We start from the raw sequence: 15,712 nt of genomic DNA, 5'->3' as shown, positions 1-15,712 counted from the left end.
CATCATGCGACGCATCACCCTGTGGGCGCTGTCGACCCTCACCAGCCTGGTGCTGTTGTTCAGCTACCACACGTCGACCTCGAGCACGACCGCGTCCGCGGCCTCCCCGATCGTGGCCCAGGCCAATGTCACGCCCGCACCGAGCGCGACGACGGGCAGCAGCTCGTCATCGGGCTCGTCATCGAGCTCGGGGTCTCAGGCAACGCCCAAGGCCACCACCACGCCCAAGGCCACCACCAAGACGTATGCCGGGTCGGCGGTGGACACCCAGTACGGCCCGGTCCAGGTGCAGATCACCGTGGCGAACGGCAAGATCACCGCCGCCTCGGTGCTGCAGGTCCCGTGGAACAACGGCCGTGACCAGGAGATCAACTCGGTCGCCGTGCCCCAGCTCAACTCCGAGGTCGTCCAGGCACAGAGCGCCAGCATCGACATGGTCTCCGGCGCCACCTTCACCTCGCAGGGGTACCTGCAGTCGCTCCAGTCCGCGATCGACCAGGCCCACCTGTGAGCGAAGCCGCCGAGGCTCCCCGCCGCGCCTTCGTCGAGCAGGTGATGGGCCTGCCCGTCTCGGTCCACGTGCGCGGCGACGTGCGGTCCGAGGCCGTGGAGACGGCCGTGGGCCAGGTGTGGGGCCTGCTGCGCAGGGTCGACACGGTGTTCAGCACGTGGCGGCCCGACAGCGAGCTCATGCGACTGCGGCGCGGCGAGCTGGACGCCGGGGCGGCGCACCCCTGGCACGCGGAGGTCTTCGAGCTCTGCGCCCAGGCGACGTCGCGCACGCACGGACTGTTCAGCGCAGCCGCCGCGGGCACCGGCGAGTACGACCCGACCGGGCTCGTCAAGGGCTGGGCGGTCGAGAAGGCAGCAGCCCTGTTGGCGCACACGCCCCGCGTGTCGTTCTGCATCAACGCCGGCGGCGACCTCGTCGCCGGCAGTGGACGGTGGTCGGAGCCGTCGACCTGGCAGGTCGGGATCGAGGACCCGCGTCAGCACGGCGCCGTGGCGGCCACCATCCCGCTGCGGGTGGGCGGCCTCGCGACCTCGGGGACGGCCGCGCGGGGGGCCCACATCACCGACCCCCGCACGGGTCGGTCGGTGGCTCGAGACGGCTCCGCCTCGGTCTGGGGCCCCAGCCTGCTGTGGGCCGATGTCTGGGCGACCGCCCTGTTCGTCGACCCCGAGGGTGGTCGTGCCGCGCTGGAAGCCGAGCAGCCGGCATACGGGTGCCTCGTGCTCTGAGGGCCGGAACCACCCGGGGCAAACGCAGTCATCATCCCTTCGCCGTAGGCAAGGGGCCGGGTGTGGGAGCACACTGCAGAGGTTGCTGGCCGCACATCGCCAGTGGGGCCGGGGAGTGGAGGCTCGGATGGTCGCGTCCGAGGACAGGTCGGCCACGACGCAGCCCACCGAAGGTGCCGTGGCAGCTGCGGCACGCCTGCGGAAGCGGCTCGCGGAGACGGAGGAGCAGCTCGCCGCGACCAGCGAGATCCTGGCCGTCCTCGGTGCGTCCAGCGCCGGGGAGGCCGAGGTCTTCGACGCCATCGTCGAACGGGCGCGGCGGCTGTGCCGGGCCAACGCGGCCCAGATCAACCTCGTGCACGACCACGACCTGACGATGGTCCACTCCGTCGGGCTGCCACCGGCATACCTGCAGCTCGCCATCACCGAGCCGGTGCCCCGCGACCGCACCTCCCTGATCGGCCGGGTCAGCATCGACGGACGGACCCAGCAGATCGTCGACGTGCTGGCCGACCCCGACTACAACCGGCCGGAGTTCCAGCGCCTCGGCGGCTTCCGCACGATCATGGGCGCCCCGATGATCGTTGTGGACCAGGTGGTGGGCGTGCTGTCCGTGTGGCGCACCACCGTCGACCCCTTCGACGAGCGGGTGCAGGACCTGTTGAGCACCTTCGCCGCCCAAGGTGCGCTCGCTTTGAGGAACGTCGGGCTCTTCCATCAGCTGGAGAGCAGGTCCGAGGAGCTCTCGCGCAAGGTCGAGCAGCTCGAGGCACTGGCCGAGGTCGGCGAGGCGGTCAGCTCCTCGCTGGACCCCGACGAGGTGCTCACCACCATCGTCAGCCACGCGGTGCAGCTCTCCGGCACGGACGGCGGCTCGCTCATGGAGTACGACGAGGACACCCAGCTGTTCCGGGTGCGGACGGCATACGGGACCAGTCCAGAGGTGCTCGAGCAGCTGCGCCAGTCAAGGATCCACGTCGAGGAGAGCTTCGTCGGCCGGGCGGCGGCCTCGGGCCAAGTGGCCCAGATCCCCGACCTTGCCCTGGTGCCACTGGACCCGCACCTGAGCACCCTCTACCGCGCGGGCTGGCGTTCCCTGGTGGCGATTCCGCTGGCCCGGCCGGACCGGATCGTGGGGGCCCTGGTGGTGCGACGCAAGCAGCCCGGTGGCTTCAGCGACGAGACCTGCGAGCTGCTGTCGGCCTTCGCGAGCCAGTCGACCATCGCTCTGGTCAATGCCCGGCTCTACCAGCAGCTCGAGCGGCAGAGCGCCGAGCTGGCCGAGGCCAGCCAGCACAAGTCGGAGTTCCTGGCCAGCATGTCCCACGAGCTGCGGACCCCCCTCAACGCGGTGATCGGGTTCTCCGAGGTCCTGCTCGAGCGGATGTTCGGTGAGCTCAACGACCGGCAGGCCGACTACCTGCAGGACATCCTCAGCGCGGGCCGCCACCTGCTCGCCCTGCTCAACGACGTCCTGGACCTGTCCAAGGTCGAGGCCGGCCACATGGAGCTGGACCTCAGCTTCTTCGACGCGGCGCAGGCCCTCGGGTCGGCGCTCGCCCTGGTCCGCGAGCGAGCGGCCCAGCACGGCATCGAGCTGACCCTCGACGCGCCGTCAGCCGACCTCGGTGCCGTGCGGGCGGACCGGCTGCGCTTCACCCAGATCGTGCTCAACCTGCTGAGCAACGCCGTGAAGTTCACGCCCGACGGTGGGACCGTGGAGGTCGTCGCGCGGCGGTCCGACGGCAACCTCGTCGTGACGGTCGCCGACAGCGGGGTCGGGATCGCTCCGGCAGACCAGGTGCGGATCTTCGACTCGTTCCAGCAGGCCGGGCGCAACGCAGCATCCGCGGAGGGCACCGGGCTCGGGCTGACCCTTACCCGGCGCATCGTCGAGCTGCACGGCGGCAGGATGTGGCTCGACAGCGCCCCCGGCGCCGGGAGCACGTTCGGCTTCAGCATCCCTCAGCCCGCTGTCGCCACGACCGTCCCGGAGCCGGCCGACTGGACCCTCGACGAGGACGACGGACGCCCGGTCGTCGTGGTGATCGAGGACGACGAGAGCTCGGCCGAGCTCGTCTCGGTCCACATCGCGGCGGCCGGTCTGCGGGCGGTACCGGTCCGCACCGGGGAGCAGGGGGTTGCCGCCGTGCGGTCACTGCACCCGGCCGCGGTCATCCTCGACATCCGCCTGCCCGGGATGGACGGCTGGGACGTCCTGAGCTCGCTCAAGGCGGAGCCCGAGACCGCGGACACCCCGGTCCTGGTCGTCTCGGTGCTGCCCGAACAGGGCCGGGGGTTCGCCCTCGGGGCGGCCGACTACCTGGTCAAGCCGGTGGGTCGCGAGGAGCTCCTCGCCGCCGTACGCCGGGTGGTGACCGACCGCCCACCGGCGCAGTCGGCGCGCCGCATCCTCGTGGTCGACGACGACCCCGTGGCGCTGCGGCTCGTCCGGGTCACCCTGGAACCCCTGGGCTGGGACGTGCGCACGTGTGGGCAGGGCACTGAAGCGCACGCGATGGTGCGCGCCCAGCGCCCAGCGGTGCTCCTGGTGGACCTGCTGATGCCCGACACCGACGGGTTCCGGGTCGTGGAGCAGGTGCACGCCGACCCGGACACCCGCGGCATCCCGATCGTCGTGCTCACGGCCAAGACGCTGACGCCCGAGGACCGTCGCCGGTTGCGCGGGCGGGTCGAGTTCGTCGCGTCCAAGGGCCACCTCGACCTCGTGCAGCTCTCGGCCCGGCTCGCCGACCTGGCCGGCGCGCACGGTGCGGGCGGCCACGGTGCGGGCGGCCACGGTGCGGACGCGGGCCAGGTGGTGTCATGACGCAGACCCGCCCCACGGTCCTGGTCGTGGAGGACAACGAGCGCAACCTCAAGCTTGCGCGCGACCTCCTGGAGTTCCACGGCTTCACCGTCGTCGTCGCCACCACGGGGGAAGCCGCCGTGGACGAGGCGTCCCGCGCCAGTCCGGACCTCATCCTCATGGACCTGCAGCTGCCCGGCATCGACGGTCACACGGCGCTGTCGCGGCTGCGCGCCCAACCGCGCACCGCCGGCATACCGGTCGTCGCCCTCACCGCCTTCGCGATGGCAGCGGACCGTACCCGTGCGCTGGAAGCCGGCTTCGACGGCTACCTCGAGAAACCGATCAGCGTCCGCGACTTCCCGCAGCAGGTTCGCCAGTACCTCAAGGGGAGTGGACCATGAGCGACGACGGCACCGTTCTGGTGGTCGACGACCTGGCCTCGAACCGCAAGCTGCTCGAGGCGGTCCTCACCCCGCGAGGTTTCACGGTGGTCGCGGCCGCGTCGGGGGAGGAGGCGCTGACGATCCTGGCCGACCGACTCCCCGACGTCGTCCTGCTCGACGTGCTGATGCCCGAGCTCGACGGCTACGACACCGTCCGCAGGATCCGGGCGGACGCGCGGACTGCGTTCCTGCCGGTGGTGATGATCACGGCCAGCGGCGAACAGGAGCGGCTGCGCGCCCTCGAGGCCGGCGCCGACGACTTCGTCACCAAGCCGTTCGACCAGGCGGAGCTGCTCGCGCGGGTGCGCTCGCTGGTCCGGGTCAAGCGGTACCACGACACGGTCACGGCACAGGCCGCGGAGCTGCGGGCCTGGAACCGCGAGCTGTCGCATCGGGTCGCCGAGCAGGTCGCCGAGCTCGAACGGCTCAGTCGGCTGCGGCGGTTCCTGGCGCCCCAGGTCGCCCAGGAGATCCTGGAGCGGGGTGACGACGGCATCCTGCTCAGCCACCGCCGCGAGATCACGACCGTCTTCACCGACCTGCGCGGGTTCACCGCCTTTGCGGAGACCTCTGAACCCGAGGAGACGATGGCCGTGCTCGCCGACTACCACCGCACCCTGGGCGAGCTCGTCTTCCGGTTCGAGGGCACCCTCGAGCACTTCGCCGGTGACGGGCTGATGGTGTTCTTCAACGACCCCGTGCCCTGCACGGACGCTCCCGACCGTGCCGTCTCGATGGCGGTCGCCATGCGCGCCCGGGTCGCCGACCTGGCGCAGACCTGGCGCTGGCGGGGGCACGACCTCGGGTTCGGCGTCGGCATCGCCCAGGGCTACGCCACGCTCGGTCGGGTCGGGTTCGAGGGTCGCTACGACTACGCAGCCATCGGCACCGTCACCAACCTCGCGGCCCGACTCTGCGCCGAGGCACGCAACGGCCAGATCCTCGTCACGCCGCGCGTGCTCTCGGGGATCACCGGGGTGGTGGAGAGCCGACCGGTCGGCCCGCTCAACCTCAAGGGGTTCTCCCGCAAGGTCGAGGCCTTCGAGGTCGTCGACCTCCAGCCGATGGCCGTGTCACCGTGAGGGCGTCGACCCCGCCGACTTTGGGCGAGCTCGACGACACCGCGCGGTATGCCGTGTTCGACCGCCTGCAGGAGCGCCTGCCGGCCGTGTGGGACGGCATCCAGACCGGCGACCCGATGGAGTCCGTCGTCGTCGTGCCCTCGCTGACACTCGACCGGGTGGTGGCGTCGAGCCCGGGCATGACGCAGGCGATGGAGGAGCGGTTCCTGTTCATGCTGCTCCTGCTGCGCCAGCCACGCCTGCGGATGGTCTACGTGACCTCGGTGACGATCGACCCGGCCATCATCGAGTACTACCTCTCGCTGCTGCCCGGCGTCATCCCCAGCCACGCCCGGTCGCGGCTCCACCTCGTCAGCGTGGGCGATGCCCGACCCGGCGCGCTGACCGAGAAGCTCCTCGCCCGTCCCCGGTTGCTGGCCCTGATCCGTTCGCTCATCCCCGACCCGCACCGGTGCCACCTCGTGCCCTACAACACCACCGCGATGGAGCGCGACCTCGCCATCGAGCTGGGCATCCCGATGTATGCCGCGGATCCCCGCCTGTTCCCGCTCGGTACCAAGTCGGGGTGTCGCCAGGTCTTCACCGAGGCGGGCGTCCAGTTCCCGGCCGGGTCGGAGGACCTGGCCACGCCGGCGGAGGTGGTCACCGCGCTCACGGCACTGCGGGCGCGCCGCCCGGCCGCACGGTCCGCGATGCTCAAGCTCAACGAGGGCGTGTCCGGCTCGGGCAACGCGGTCGTCGACCTCACCGGCCTGCCGGCCCCGGGGAGCGCCGAGGAGGCGGCCGCGCTGAGGCAGCGAATTGCCGCGATGGCCTTGGAGGACAACGCGATCGGCATCGACGCGTTCCTCGCCAAGCTGGCTGAGCGGCGCGGCATCGTCGAGGAGCGCATCGTTGGCGACGAGGTGCGCAGCCCGAGTGTCCAGCTGCGCGTGACGCCACGCGGTGTCCTCGAGATCCTCTCGACGCACGACCAGATCCTCGGTGGACCCAGCGGCCAGTCCTACCTGGGCGCCCGGTTCCCGGCCGACCCGGCATACGCGCCGTTGATCACGGCCGAAGCCGTCCGCATCAGCGAGGTGCTGGCGCGCAAGGGGGTCATGGGACGGTTCGCCATCGACTTCGTCGTCGTGCGCGACGGCGCCGCGTGGGAAAGCCATGCCATCGAGATCAACCTGCGCAAGGGAGGCACCACCCACCCGTTCCTCACCCTCCAGTTCCTCACCGACGGCCGGTACGACCCGCAGAGCGCCCGGTTCCTCACGCCTGCCGGCGCCGAACGGCACCTCGTCGCCACGGACCACTTCGAGGACCCGCTGTTGCACGGCCTGCGGGTCGAGGACCTCTTCGACCTGGTGGCGCGGACCGGCATGCACTACGACCAGGCCCGCCAGCGCGGCGTCGTCTTCCACATGATCAGCGCGATCACCGAGTGCGGTCGGGTGGGCATGACCGCCATCGGCGAGAGCGCGGCGCAGGCCGAGCAGGTCTACGCGGAGGCGGAGCAGGCGTTGCGCGCCGAGGCGCAGGCAGCGTTGACCCCCCAACCACTGCCCTGGTGAACGCCTGCTCCGCCCGTCACGGCGCCATGGTCAGGGCGCGATGGTCATGGAATGCAGGAGCGCCTCGACCATGACCTGGTGCCAGGTGAGGCGCGCGGTGCGGCACGAGGCGCCCCCGCACGTGCAGGTCCACGCCCACTGCCCGAGCCGCGTGCGATGGACGGTGGGGTGGTGGTGAGCCAGGTCGTGGTGGTGGTGGTGACGTGTCATGACGACCTCCTCGGGCTTGGTGGCTGCTGTGGATTCCCCCCACTGTCGGCGCGTCGCCCTCCCCGGTCTGTTCCGGCGATGACACAGCAGCGGTGGCGTGGGCCACGTTGTGGGCGGCCGGCGTCGGTGCTGCACTTGCGGCATGGAGCCGGACCTGTTGAGCGGCCTGCCGGAGCCCGAGCGCACCCGCGTGGCCGAGCTGATGGTGCGCCGCTACTTCTCGCGCGGCGAGAGCCTCTTCCACGAGGGCGACGCGGCCGACTGCGTCCACTTCCTGGTCGAAGGGCACGTGCTCGTGCGGCGGACCACGCCGGCGGGTGACCGGGCTGCCTTCACCGTGATGGGCCCGGGGGAGGCCTGCGGCGAGCTGGCGCTGCTGTCACCGGACGCGCGGCGCACCTCCTCGGTCCAGGCCCTGGAGCCGGTGGTCACGCTGGTCCTCGACGCTCGAGCCTTCACGGCCCTGACGGTGCAGCGACCCGAGGTGAACCGGCTGCTCGTGGACCTGTTGGCGGCTCGCGTGCGGCGCCTGTCCGACCACCTGGTCGACGCGTTGTACGCGAGCGTCGAGCAGCGGGTCGTGCGCCGACTGGTCGACCTGTGCGCGATCTACGGCGTCGAGCGTGGCGAGGCGGTGCTGCCGCTCACCCAGAGCGACCTCGCCGACCTCGCGGGTGCCTCCCGCCCGGCCACCAACCGGGTGCTGCGTGGGCTGGCGGACCAAGGGCTCGTGGTCCTCGCCCGGGGCCGCATGCGGCTGCCCGACGTCGCCGCCGTGCGCGCCGTCGCCGGGTGAGGTCAGCGCGCCAACGCGCGGGTGAGCGCCTCGACCTCCGTCACCGGAGCGTCGCAGACGAACCCCCTGCACACGTATGCCGCCGCGCGGCCGGCGACGAGGGGGCGCTCGGCGAGCAAGGGGTGGTCGGGTTCGCCGACCGACCCGTGGTCGACGACCAGACCCGGGGACGACGAGCGCCGAGCCACGGCCAGCAGGTCCCCCGCGAGTGGGTCACCCGGCTGGGCTGCCACCACGGCGACCTGCAGGGGTCCAGCGGCGGCTGCCTCGGCGACGGCAAGCGCCCAGCCACCGAACCGGGGGTCCCGCGAGGCGAGCTGCCCGGAGGCCGCCAGAGCCGCCTCGGCGCGCTCGCGTTGGCTGGCGTCACCGGTGAGGGCGGAGCAGGTCAGGAGCGCACCGGCGAGCGCGGACTGCCCCGACGGCTCGGCGTTGTCTGCGGTGGTGCGCGGGCGCAGCAGGAGCGGCTCGGCATCCGCGGCGGTGTCGTGGAACCCCCCGTCGTCGTCCCCGAACTGGTCGACAGCCGTGCTGAGCAGTCGGCGGGCCACCGTCAGCCAGCGTGCCTCACCACTGGCCTGGAACAAGCGCGAGCAGCCCCTCGGCCAGGTTGCCGTAGTCGTCGGCCACGCCGTGTGCGGCACCGACGCGTCCACCTCGTGACGAGCGGCGCAGGCGACCCTCCACGAGGTGGGTGTCCACGACGAACTCGGCGCACTGCTGTGCGGCGGCAAGGAGCGCGGCATCGTCGAGGAGGACGGCAGCGTCGGAGAGCGCGGCGATCGCCAGGCCGTTCCACGACGTGACGACCTTGTCGTCGCGCGCGGGCTGGGGACGGCGGTTGCGGCTCTGCCACAACAGGTGTCGAGCCCGTTGCCACCACTCGGGGTCGTCGGGGTCGGTCGCCAGCTGGAGCGTCGAGCTGCCGTGCTCGAACGTGCCCTGCTCAGTCACGCCGAGCAGCTCCGCCGCGGTGCGACCGTCGTGCTCGCCGAGTACCTCGGCCAGCTGGTCGGGCGTCCACGCGTAGGTCAGGCCCTCGACGCCGTCGGTGTCGGCGTCGAGCGCGGAGGCGAAACCGCCCTCGCCGGTGCCGAGGTCACGCACGAGGAAGGCGGCGGTCTCGGCCGTGACCCGTCGGGCCAGGTCGTCGCCAGTCGTGCGGAACAGGTGGGCGTAGACGCGCAGCAGCTGGGCGTTGTCGTAGAGCATCTTCTCGAAGTGGGGGACTACCCAGGCAGCATCGACGGAGTACCGCGCGAAGCCACCGGCCAGCTGGTCGTAGATCCCGCCGCGGGCCATGGCCTCACACGTCCGCCGCGCCATCGCCAGCGCGTCGGCCGAGCCGGTCCGGGCATGGTGGCGCAGCAGGAACTCGAGCACCATCGACGGCGGGAACTTCGGGGCGCCGCCGAAGCCACCGCGGGCCAGGTCGAACTGGCTGCGCAGGCCCTGCACTGCCTGGGCCAGGGCGGCGTCGTCGATCGGCTGCGCGCTGGTCGACGCCGTGAGCTCGCGCAGCCGGTCGGAGATGTGTGCGCTGCTCTCGGTGACGCGCTCTCGCTGGGTGGTCCAGACCTCGCGCACCTGGGCCAGCACGTGGAGGAACTGGGCTTTCGGGAAGTAGGTGCCGCAGAAGAACGGCTCCGCGTCCGGAGTGAGGACGCAGGTCATCGGCCAGCCGCCGTGGCCGGTCAGCGCCGTGGTGGCCGACATGTAGACCGAGTCGACGTCCGGGCGCTCCTCGCGATCGACCTTGACGGCGACGAAGCCCTCGTTGAGCGCCGCGGCGACCTCGTCGTCCTCGAACGACTCGTGGGCCATCACGTGGCACCAGTGACACGCGGCATACCCGACCGAGAGCAGGACGGGCACGTCACGGCGCCGGGCTTCCTCGAAGGCCTCCGGCCCCCACTCCTGCCAGTCGACAGGGTTGTCCTTGTGCTGCAACAAATATGGGCTCGTCGAGTGCGCGAGGCGGTTCATCAGACGAACCTACCGCGCCGGTTCCCAGCTCCTTGGTCGACTCAGCGCTGCGGTACCCAGAGCGGTGCCGTGGCGCCGTTTCCGGTGAGGTTGTCGCACCTGACCAGCTGAGTCCCGAGCCGCGTGAGCGGGCAGATGTCGTCGTAGGTGACCTGAGCGGAGGCAGGCACCGACTTGAGCGTGGCAAGGATGATCGCACCGGCCAGGGCCTGGGTGGCCCAACGGGAGTGGCGTGTGGTGGTGTGCATGGCGGGCTCCTCGGGTGGGTCGAGATGATCTGACCGATTCACCGTCCCGCCGCAGGCTCCGCAGCCGCATCGGTCGCGCCCCCTCAGGTTCGGGGCTCAGCCCCCTCAGATGACTCGCGTCAGATGCCCTCTCGGAGCCGCGCCCACCACGACCCCCACCACGAACTCCGCCACGACCCTGCATCGGCGGTGGGTGACACCGGTGGAGGGAGGCGGGAAACTGCGCACATGGGTGCACCGTCAGCGGGGCAGTCGGTGCCGCTCGTCGGGCGGAGCGAGGAGCTGACGCGACTTGCGGCGGTGCTGGCCTGCGCAGCACAGGGCGAGCCGAGCATCCTGCTCGTCCACGGCGAGGCCGGGGTGGGCAAGACCGCTCTGGTGCGCGACGCCTGTGCCCGCTTCACCGGCCAGGTGCTGTGGGGGACGTGCGTCCACTTCTCGGGGTCGGCAGTGCCGTTCGCCGCCGTGCTGTCCGCTCTCGAAGGCTGGTTGTCCGGCGCGAGCCACCAGGAACGGGTCGAGGTGCTCGCGGGCCTCGGCGCGCTGAGCGTGCTGCTGCCCAGCGCTCCCCAGGGCGGGGACCCGGAGTCCGGGCTGCTGCTCACCCAGATGGACACCGCAGTGCTGCGCATTGCCCAGCGCGATCCGGTGGTCCTCGTGATCGACGACCTGCAGTGGGCTGACGCGTCCACGCTCGACCTGCTCGCGTTCCTGGTTGCCGGGCTGCGCACCCAGACGGTGGCCGTCATCGCGACACTGCGGGACGAGGACCGTCCGGACGGGCACCCGGTCAACGGGTGGCTCGCTGAGATGCGGCGGAACCTCGCGATGAGCGAAGTCCACTTGGAGCGGCTCGGACCCGAGGACACGGCCGACCAGGTCGCGGCCCTGATGGGTCGCCGTGACGCCGACGGCGGACTGGCCGCGCGGGTCTTTGCGCGTTCGGGCGGCAACCCGTATCTCACCGAGCTGGTGGTCCGCGAGCCCGCAGGTCCGCCGTCGGCGGCCGAGGTGTCCGAGGCACTGCGGGCCGCGCTGCTGGTGCGCTGGTACGGACTGAGCGAGCCGGCGCGCGAGGTCACGCGCCTCGTGGCGATCGGTGGGCGACCAGTGGCGGTTTCGCTGGTCGAGCGGGTGGTCGGCCTGTTGGGCGACGGTTCGAGGTATGGCGACGAGCTGCGTGAAGCGGTCGCCGAGGCGGTCGCCGCAGGGGTGCTCGCCCACCCCGAGGGAAACCAGGTGTGGTTTCGCCACCCCCTGATCGCCGAGGTCCTGACCAGTGACCTGATGGGCCCGGATCCCGCCCCGGCCCATTCGGCATACGCCAAGGTGCTCGCGGACTCTGATGCACCCGAGCCCGGGGACGTGGCCAGGCACCACGAGCAGGCAGGGGAGTGGAGCGAGGCGCTCCGCTGGTCCCTCGCGGCTGCGGATTCGGCGGCCGCGCTCCAGGGGGCTGCCGAGCGTCTGGAGCACCTTCGGCGGGCCTGCCGACTGTGGCCGCGCGTGCGTGCGGCCGCCGAGGCGCCCGAGGAGTATGTGGCGTTGCTGCTGCGCACGAGCCGCGCGGCCCAGGGTGTGGCCGAGCCGGACCAGGCCCTCGACCTGATCGACCAGGCCCTGGCCTTGTGCGACCGGGCGAGCAGCCCCGGCGTGGCCTGCCGACTGTTGACGCTGCGACATCGGATGCAGGTCGAGGCCGAGCACCTGGCCTGGACGGTGGTCACTCCCGCCTTGCGAGAGGCCGAGCAGATCGCCGAGGCCCTTCCCGGCACGCCGGAGCGCGCCATCGTCGACTCGCAGCTCGCGTGGACGCAGTGGTGGGCAGGTGACCAACGAGGCCGTGAGCTTGCCGATGCCGCCCTGCGGACCGCAAGGGAGACGGGCTCCCCGGACGCGGTCATCCCGGCCTTGGTCGTGAGCGCCCTCACCCGGCCCGAGACGGACGTGGCCATGGGCTGGCTCGAGGAGGCGTACGAGCTGGCCCGGATCAGCGGCGAAGCGATCGAGATGACCGATGCCGCCCTGGGCATGCACAACCTCCACGAGGTCCATGGCGAGTATGCGGCGGCGCTGGACTCGGGCCTGCGTCGAGGCACCGACCTGATCGTGGCTGGCGCGCCGGCCGCGGCTCGGTTCGTGCTGACCTCTGCCGCGTACTTCGCCCTGTGCCTGGGCCAGTGGGCCAGGGCCGAGGCGAGCCTGCGGCCATCCCTGGCGGCGGCTGACGGGGGACACCGGGAGGCGGTGGCCCGCTGCACCATGGCCATCCTCTGCGTCCGCCGGGGAGACCTGGCGAGGGCGGAGGACCAGCTGGCCAGGGCCGCGCAGATCTCCTCGACCGAGTACCTCGGCACGGCGACGTACCCGTTCGGTCGGGCCGAGCTGCTCATCGCCCAACGGCGCCCCGCGGAGGCCCTGGCCATCGTGGAAGCGCAGGTCAGGGCGGCGAGCTTGGCCGATCCGCGCGACGCCGACGAGCTCGTGCTGCTTGCTGCCCGGGCCGCGGCAGACCTCGCGCAGGACGGTCGAGACCGCGGCCAGGACGACGCAACCGAGGTCGCGGAGGGCCAGCACGCCGCCGTCCTGAGGGCAGCCGCGTTCAGTAGCGACAGACCGATGTTCGCCCCGTGGAACGAGGCCGATCTGATCCAGCCGGCCCGTGCGGCCCTGTACGAGGCGGAGCTGGCACGGCTGCGAGATCAGCCTGACCAGGCCGAGTCCTGGGCTTGCGCGCGCGGCGCGTGCCGGCGGGCGGGGCTGCGCTGGGAGGCGGCGGTCGCTGCCTCGCACGAGGCGCGCGCCGTCCTCAGGGCGGGCCGGCCAAGGGCCGAGGCCGCGGGGCTCCTGCGCGACGCCATGACCACCGCACTGGAGCTCGGTGCGGTGCCCCTGGGTCGAGCGGTCGAGACCACGGCCCGTGCGGCGCACCTGGCCCTGGACCCCGTCGCCCAAGCCCCGCCGTCGGGGTCTGGCGAGCGGCCCTGGGCCGGGCTCACTGTTCGCGAGCAGGAGGTCCTCACCCACGTCGTGGCCGGTCGCTCGAACAGCGAGATCGCCAAGGCGCTGTTCATCAGCGACAAGACCGTCAGCGTCCACATCTCCAACATCCTGCGCAAGTCTGGAACGACGAGCCGGGTGGAGGCCGCAGCCTGGGCCACCAGACGCGCCGAGGCGACCTCGAACGACGAGAGGGAGGACAGGCGATACTGACCGCCATGCCCGGCCCCTGGCGCGCAGCAGCTCGCACACCCACACCTGTTCGGCCGTCGCGCGCCGTACGACTGGCGGCTGTGGGGTCCCTGCTCGCGCTGGTCGTGGTGGTCGCCCTGCTGACCGACGCGCTCGTGGTGGTTCAGCGCATCCCCACGATCGCGGTGCATGTCCCGACCTCGGATGGGTCGCAGGTCTACCTGCTGCTCGCGTCGGACTCCCGGCAGCGCCTCGAGGGCGCGGACCGCCAGAGGTATGCCGATCCCGTTCAGGCCCAGGGCGAACGCGCCGACCTCATCTACCTGCTCAGGACGGGCGGGCACGGTGGCGCAGCCCTCCTGTCGGTGCCTCGCGACCTCTACGTCGGCACGCACGACCACGACCCACATCGCGTGGGCATGACGCTCCAGCTCGGCCCGCAGGCCATGGTCGACAGCATGTGCCGAGATCTCGGGGTGGGCGTGGACCACGTGGTCATCGCCGACTTCGTGGGGCTGATCGACGCTGTTGACGCAGCAGGAGGCATCACCGTCACGACCGAGGGGCCGGTCCGCGACCTGGGCTCGGGACTGAACCTGCCCACGGCAGGGTCACACCACCTCGGCGGCGCACAGGCGCTCGCGTGGGTGCGCTCACGGCATCCGGAGGTGCGGCGGGCGGGCCGCTGGGTCCCGGATGCAGCTGCCGACCCGACGCGCAGCTCGCACGCGTCCCAGGTCATGCGCCAGCTTGCGGATGCCGTGGCGAACCCGCTCACCGCCCAGCAGATGGCGTGGTCCGCGGCACCGCGGCTGCGCCGCGACAGCGGCAGCTCACTGGTCACCCTGACCGGTCTCCTCTGGGGTCTGCACCAGGCCACGGCCGCAGGCCGCGTGGGCACGGTCCCCGCGCGGTTCTCGCCGACGGAGGTGCCGGTGGCCTTCATGGACGCCAGGTCGCGAGCAGCTCTGGCGCCCTTTCTCAGCAGCACCTGCTCGCGGGGCCGGCTCGGCCCGTGAGGGCGTAAACCCAATACCGCACACAACCTGAGGGTTTCCTGTAGGTTCGCTCCGATTTGGACCATCTGCAGGGGAGACTCACCATGTTCATCAGCCGTACACGTCTGCGCGCCTCGCTGGCCGCCGCCGCCCTCGCCGGGGGAGTGATCGTCGCCGGCGCGACAGCCGCCTCGGCCGCACCGGGGACGACCATCACGCTGGACCCCAGTGACGCCGTGATCACGAGCGAGCCGCTGGTGGCCTCCGGCAGCTGCGCGAGCGGGTCGCGCACCGCCGTGGTCACCGTGAGCCAGAACGGCAGCGTGCTGACCCAGGGCTCCGCCAACCTCTCCGGCTCGCTGACCTACCGGGTCACGCTCGACGTCTCCCAGGGCACCACCGGCCTTGCCTCCGTGGCGGTCGACTGCTTCAAGTACCCCACCGCGGCACCGGTGGGGAGCGCCTCCACGGCGATCGGCATCCTCGAGGACTCCCTGGTGCGGCCGATCGCGGTCACGGTCTCGCCCTCCAAGGTCCACCTCGGCGGCCAGCTCACGGTCACCGGCGCCTGCCCCGCCGGCACGCCGAGCGCAGAGGTGCTCATCGGTAGCGGCAACAACGACCAGCCGTTCTACGACCAGATCGTGACTCCTGCCGCAGACGGCACGGTCACGGTGACCACCACGGTGAAGCCGGGCCGGTACGTCACCGTCGGCGACGCCGGGGCCGTCGTGGCGTGTGGCACCCCGGACAACCCCGCTGGCTTCGGGTTCGCCGACTTCACGCTCCTGGCCGCCCTCCCGACGCCGGCTCGACCGGCCGCTCCCGCTGCTGCGGACCCCGCGAGCGCTGTTCCGACCCTGGCCCGCACCGGCACCAACGGACTCCCGATGACCGGCGCTGCGCTGGGCCTGCTGGCCGTGGGTGGCCTGTTGCAGGTGGCGCGCCGTCGCCTGCGCGCCTGACCCAGCGCACACCATTCGACGACGGGGCTGGCCGGTAGGGCCAGCCCCGTCCTCGCGCGCCGACCAGGCGGACCGGCCTCAGAATGCGTGGTTCTCCTGCATTCGACGGAGTTTGGCTGCGAAACCTCCGGGGTAGCGTCAGTCACACGATCGACGCCGGGCAGGGAGAACGACGC

At 71.9% G+C, this 15,712-nt stretch carries 14 protein-coding genes; 10 read left to right on the top strand and 4 right to left on the bottom strand.

Going from position 1 to position 15,712, the window contains the following annotated elements; all coding sequences use genetic code 11:
- Positions 1-4: 4 nt before the first annotated feature.
- The 6 genes from GKE56_RS07715 (at position 5) to GKE56_RS07690 (ending at position 7,141) form a co-directional block, all read left to right on the top strand.
- Positions 5-511, top strand: coding sequence for an FMN-binding protein (locus GKE56_RS07715; RefSeq protein ID WP_154684043.1), 507 nt, complete (start codon positions 5-7; stop codon positions 509-511).
- Positions 508-1,242, top strand: a complete 735-nt coding sequence (locus GKE56_RS07710) for an FAD:protein FMN transferase (protein ID WP_230209269.1) — start codon at positions 508-510, stop codon at positions 1,240-1,242. The genes GKE56_RS07715 and GKE56_RS07710 overlap by 4 nt, the downstream gene beginning before the upstream one ends.
- An 82-nt stretch (positions 1,243-1,324) precedes the next feature.
- Positions 1,325-4,072, top strand: coding sequence for a response regulator (locus GKE56_RS07705; RefSeq protein WP_230209268.1), 2,748 nt, complete (start codon positions 1,325-1,327; stop codon positions 4,070-4,072).
- On the top strand, positions 4,069-4,455 hold the full coding sequence (locus tag GKE56_RS07700) for a response regulator (RefSeq protein ID WP_154684042.1): 387 nt from the start codon (positions 4,069-4,071) through the stop codon (positions 4,453-4,455). The genes GKE56_RS07705 and GKE56_RS07700 overlap by 4 nt, the downstream gene beginning before the upstream one ends.
- Complete coding sequence (locus GKE56_RS07695; protein WP_154684041.1) at positions 4,452-5,579, top strand: adenylate/guanylate cyclase domain-containing protein; 1,128 nt, start codon at positions 4,452-4,454, stop codon at positions 5,577-5,579. The genes GKE56_RS07700 and GKE56_RS07695 overlap by 4 nt, the downstream gene beginning before the upstream one ends.
- Positions 5,576-7,141, top strand: a complete 1,566-nt coding sequence (locus GKE56_RS07690; protein WP_154684040.1) for a peptide ligase PGM1-related protein — start codon at positions 5,576-5,578, stop codon at positions 7,139-7,141. The genes GKE56_RS07695 and GKE56_RS07690 overlap by 4 nt, the downstream gene beginning before the upstream one ends.
- A gap of 30 nt (positions 7,142-7,171) precedes the next feature.
- Here the strand turns inward: GKE56_RS07690 and GKE56_RS07685 are convergent, their stop codons facing one another.
- Positions 7,172-7,351: a hypothetical protein gene (locus tag GKE56_RS07685; protein ID WP_154684039.1), complete on the bottom strand. Its 180-nt coding sequence runs from the start codon at positions 7,349-7,351 to the stop codon at positions 7,172-7,174.
- Positions 7,352-7,493: 142 nt separating this feature from the next.
- Between GKE56_RS07685 and GKE56_RS07680 the strand changes: the two genes are divergently transcribed.
- The gene (locus GKE56_RS07680) at positions 7,494-8,147 is read left to right on the top strand and encodes a Crp/Fnr family transcriptional regulator (protein ID WP_154684038.1); all 654 of its coding nucleotides are present in this window, start codon (positions 7,494-7,496) and stop codon (positions 8,145-8,147) included.
- A 2-nt stretch (positions 8,148-8,149) separates the two neighbouring features.
- On the opposite strand, the gene GKE56_RS18210 is transcribed toward GKE56_RS07680, so the two are convergent.
- From GKE56_RS18210 to GKE56_RS07670, 3 genes are read right to left on the bottom strand one after another with little or no spacing between them, the layout of a single operon-like run.
- Positions 8,150-8,734 carry a hypothetical protein gene (locus GKE56_RS18210; RefSeq protein WP_370518479.1) on the bottom strand — a complete coding sequence of 195 codons (585 nt, stop codon included), beginning with the start codon at positions 8,732-8,734 and terminating at the stop codon, positions 8,150-8,152.
- Positions 8,715-10,133, bottom strand: a complete 1,419-nt coding sequence (locus tag GKE56_RS07675) for a thioredoxin domain-containing protein (protein WP_370518478.1) — start codon at positions 10,131-10,133, stop codon at positions 8,715-8,717. The genes GKE56_RS18210 and GKE56_RS07675 overlap by 20 nt, the downstream gene beginning before the upstream one ends.
- Before the next feature lie 41 nt (positions 10,134-10,174).
- Positions 10,175-10,381 (bottom strand): hypothetical protein, encoded by a 207-nt coding sequence (locus tag GKE56_RS07670; protein ID WP_154684037.1) that lies wholly within the window; start codon positions 10,379-10,381, stop codon positions 10,175-10,177.
- 228 nt (positions 10,382-10,609) lie between these two features.
- On the opposite strand from GKE56_RS07670, the gene GKE56_RS17925 reads away from it, so the two are divergent.
- The 3 genes from GKE56_RS17925 (at position 10,610) to GKE56_RS07655 (ending at position 15,536) form a co-directional block, all read left to right on the top strand.
- Positions 10,610-13,594, top strand: a complete 2,985-nt coding sequence (locus tag GKE56_RS17925) for an AAA family ATPase (RefSeq protein WP_195908278.1) — start codon at positions 10,610-10,612, stop codon at positions 13,592-13,594.
- Positions 13,595-13,674: 80 nt separating this feature from the next.
- The gene (locus GKE56_RS07660) at positions 13,675-14,592 is read left to right on the top strand and encodes an LCP family protein (RefSeq protein ID WP_195908277.1); all 918 of its coding nucleotides are present in this window, start codon (positions 13,675-13,677) and stop codon (positions 14,590-14,592) included.
- A gap of 83 nt (positions 14,593-14,675) precedes the next feature.
- The gene (locus tag GKE56_RS07655) at positions 14,676-15,536 is read left to right on the top strand and encodes a hypothetical protein (protein WP_154684034.1); all 861 of its coding nucleotides are present in this window, start codon (positions 14,676-14,678) and stop codon (positions 15,534-15,536) included.
- Positions 15,537-15,712 lie beyond the last annotated feature (176 nt).

It is taken from the genome of Nostocoides sp. HKS02 (genome assembly GCF_009707485.1).
Taxonomy (GTDB): domain Bacteria; phylum Actinomycetota; class Actinomycetes; order Actinomycetales; family Dermatophilaceae; genus Pedococcus.
Note: the sequence above shows the minus strand (reverse complement) of the source record. Positions and strands in the feature narration are given on the sequence as shown.

Coding starts and splice junctions, on each gene's coding strand:
- GKE56_RS07715 (WP_154684043.1), top strand. CDS start 5: ATGCGACGCATCACCCTGTGGGCGCTGTCGACCCTCACCAGCCTGGTG.
- GKE56_RS07700 (WP_154684042.1), top strand. CDS start 4,069: ATGACGCAGACCCGCCCCACGGTCCTGGTCGTGGAGGACAACGAGCGC.
- GKE56_RS07695 (WP_154684041.1), top strand. CDS start 4,452: ATGAGCGACGACGGCACCGTTCTGGTGGTCGACGACCTGGCCTCGAAC.
- GKE56_RS07685 (WP_154684039.1), bottom strand. CDS start 7,351: ATGACACGTCACCACCACCACCACGACCTGGCTCACCACCACCCCACC.
- GKE56_RS07680 (WP_154684038.1), top strand. CDS start 7,494: ATGGAGCCGGACCTGTTGAGCGGCCTGCCGGAGCCCGAGCGCACCCGC.
- GKE56_RS07675 (WP_370518478.1), bottom strand. CDS start 10,133: ATGAACCGCCTCGCGCACTCGACGAGCCCATATTTGTTGCAGCACAAG.
- GKE56_RS07670 (WP_154684037.1), bottom strand. CDS start 10,381: ATGCACACCACCACACGCCACTCCCGTTGGGCCACCCAGGCCCTGGCC.
- GKE56_RS17925 (WP_195908278.1), top strand. CDS start 10,610: ATGGGTGCACCGTCAGCGGGGCAGTCGGTGCCGCTCGTCGGGCGGAGC.
- GKE56_RS07655 (WP_154684034.1), top strand. CDS start 14,676: ATGTTCATCAGCCGTACACGTCTGCGCGCCTCGCTGGCCGCCGCCGCC.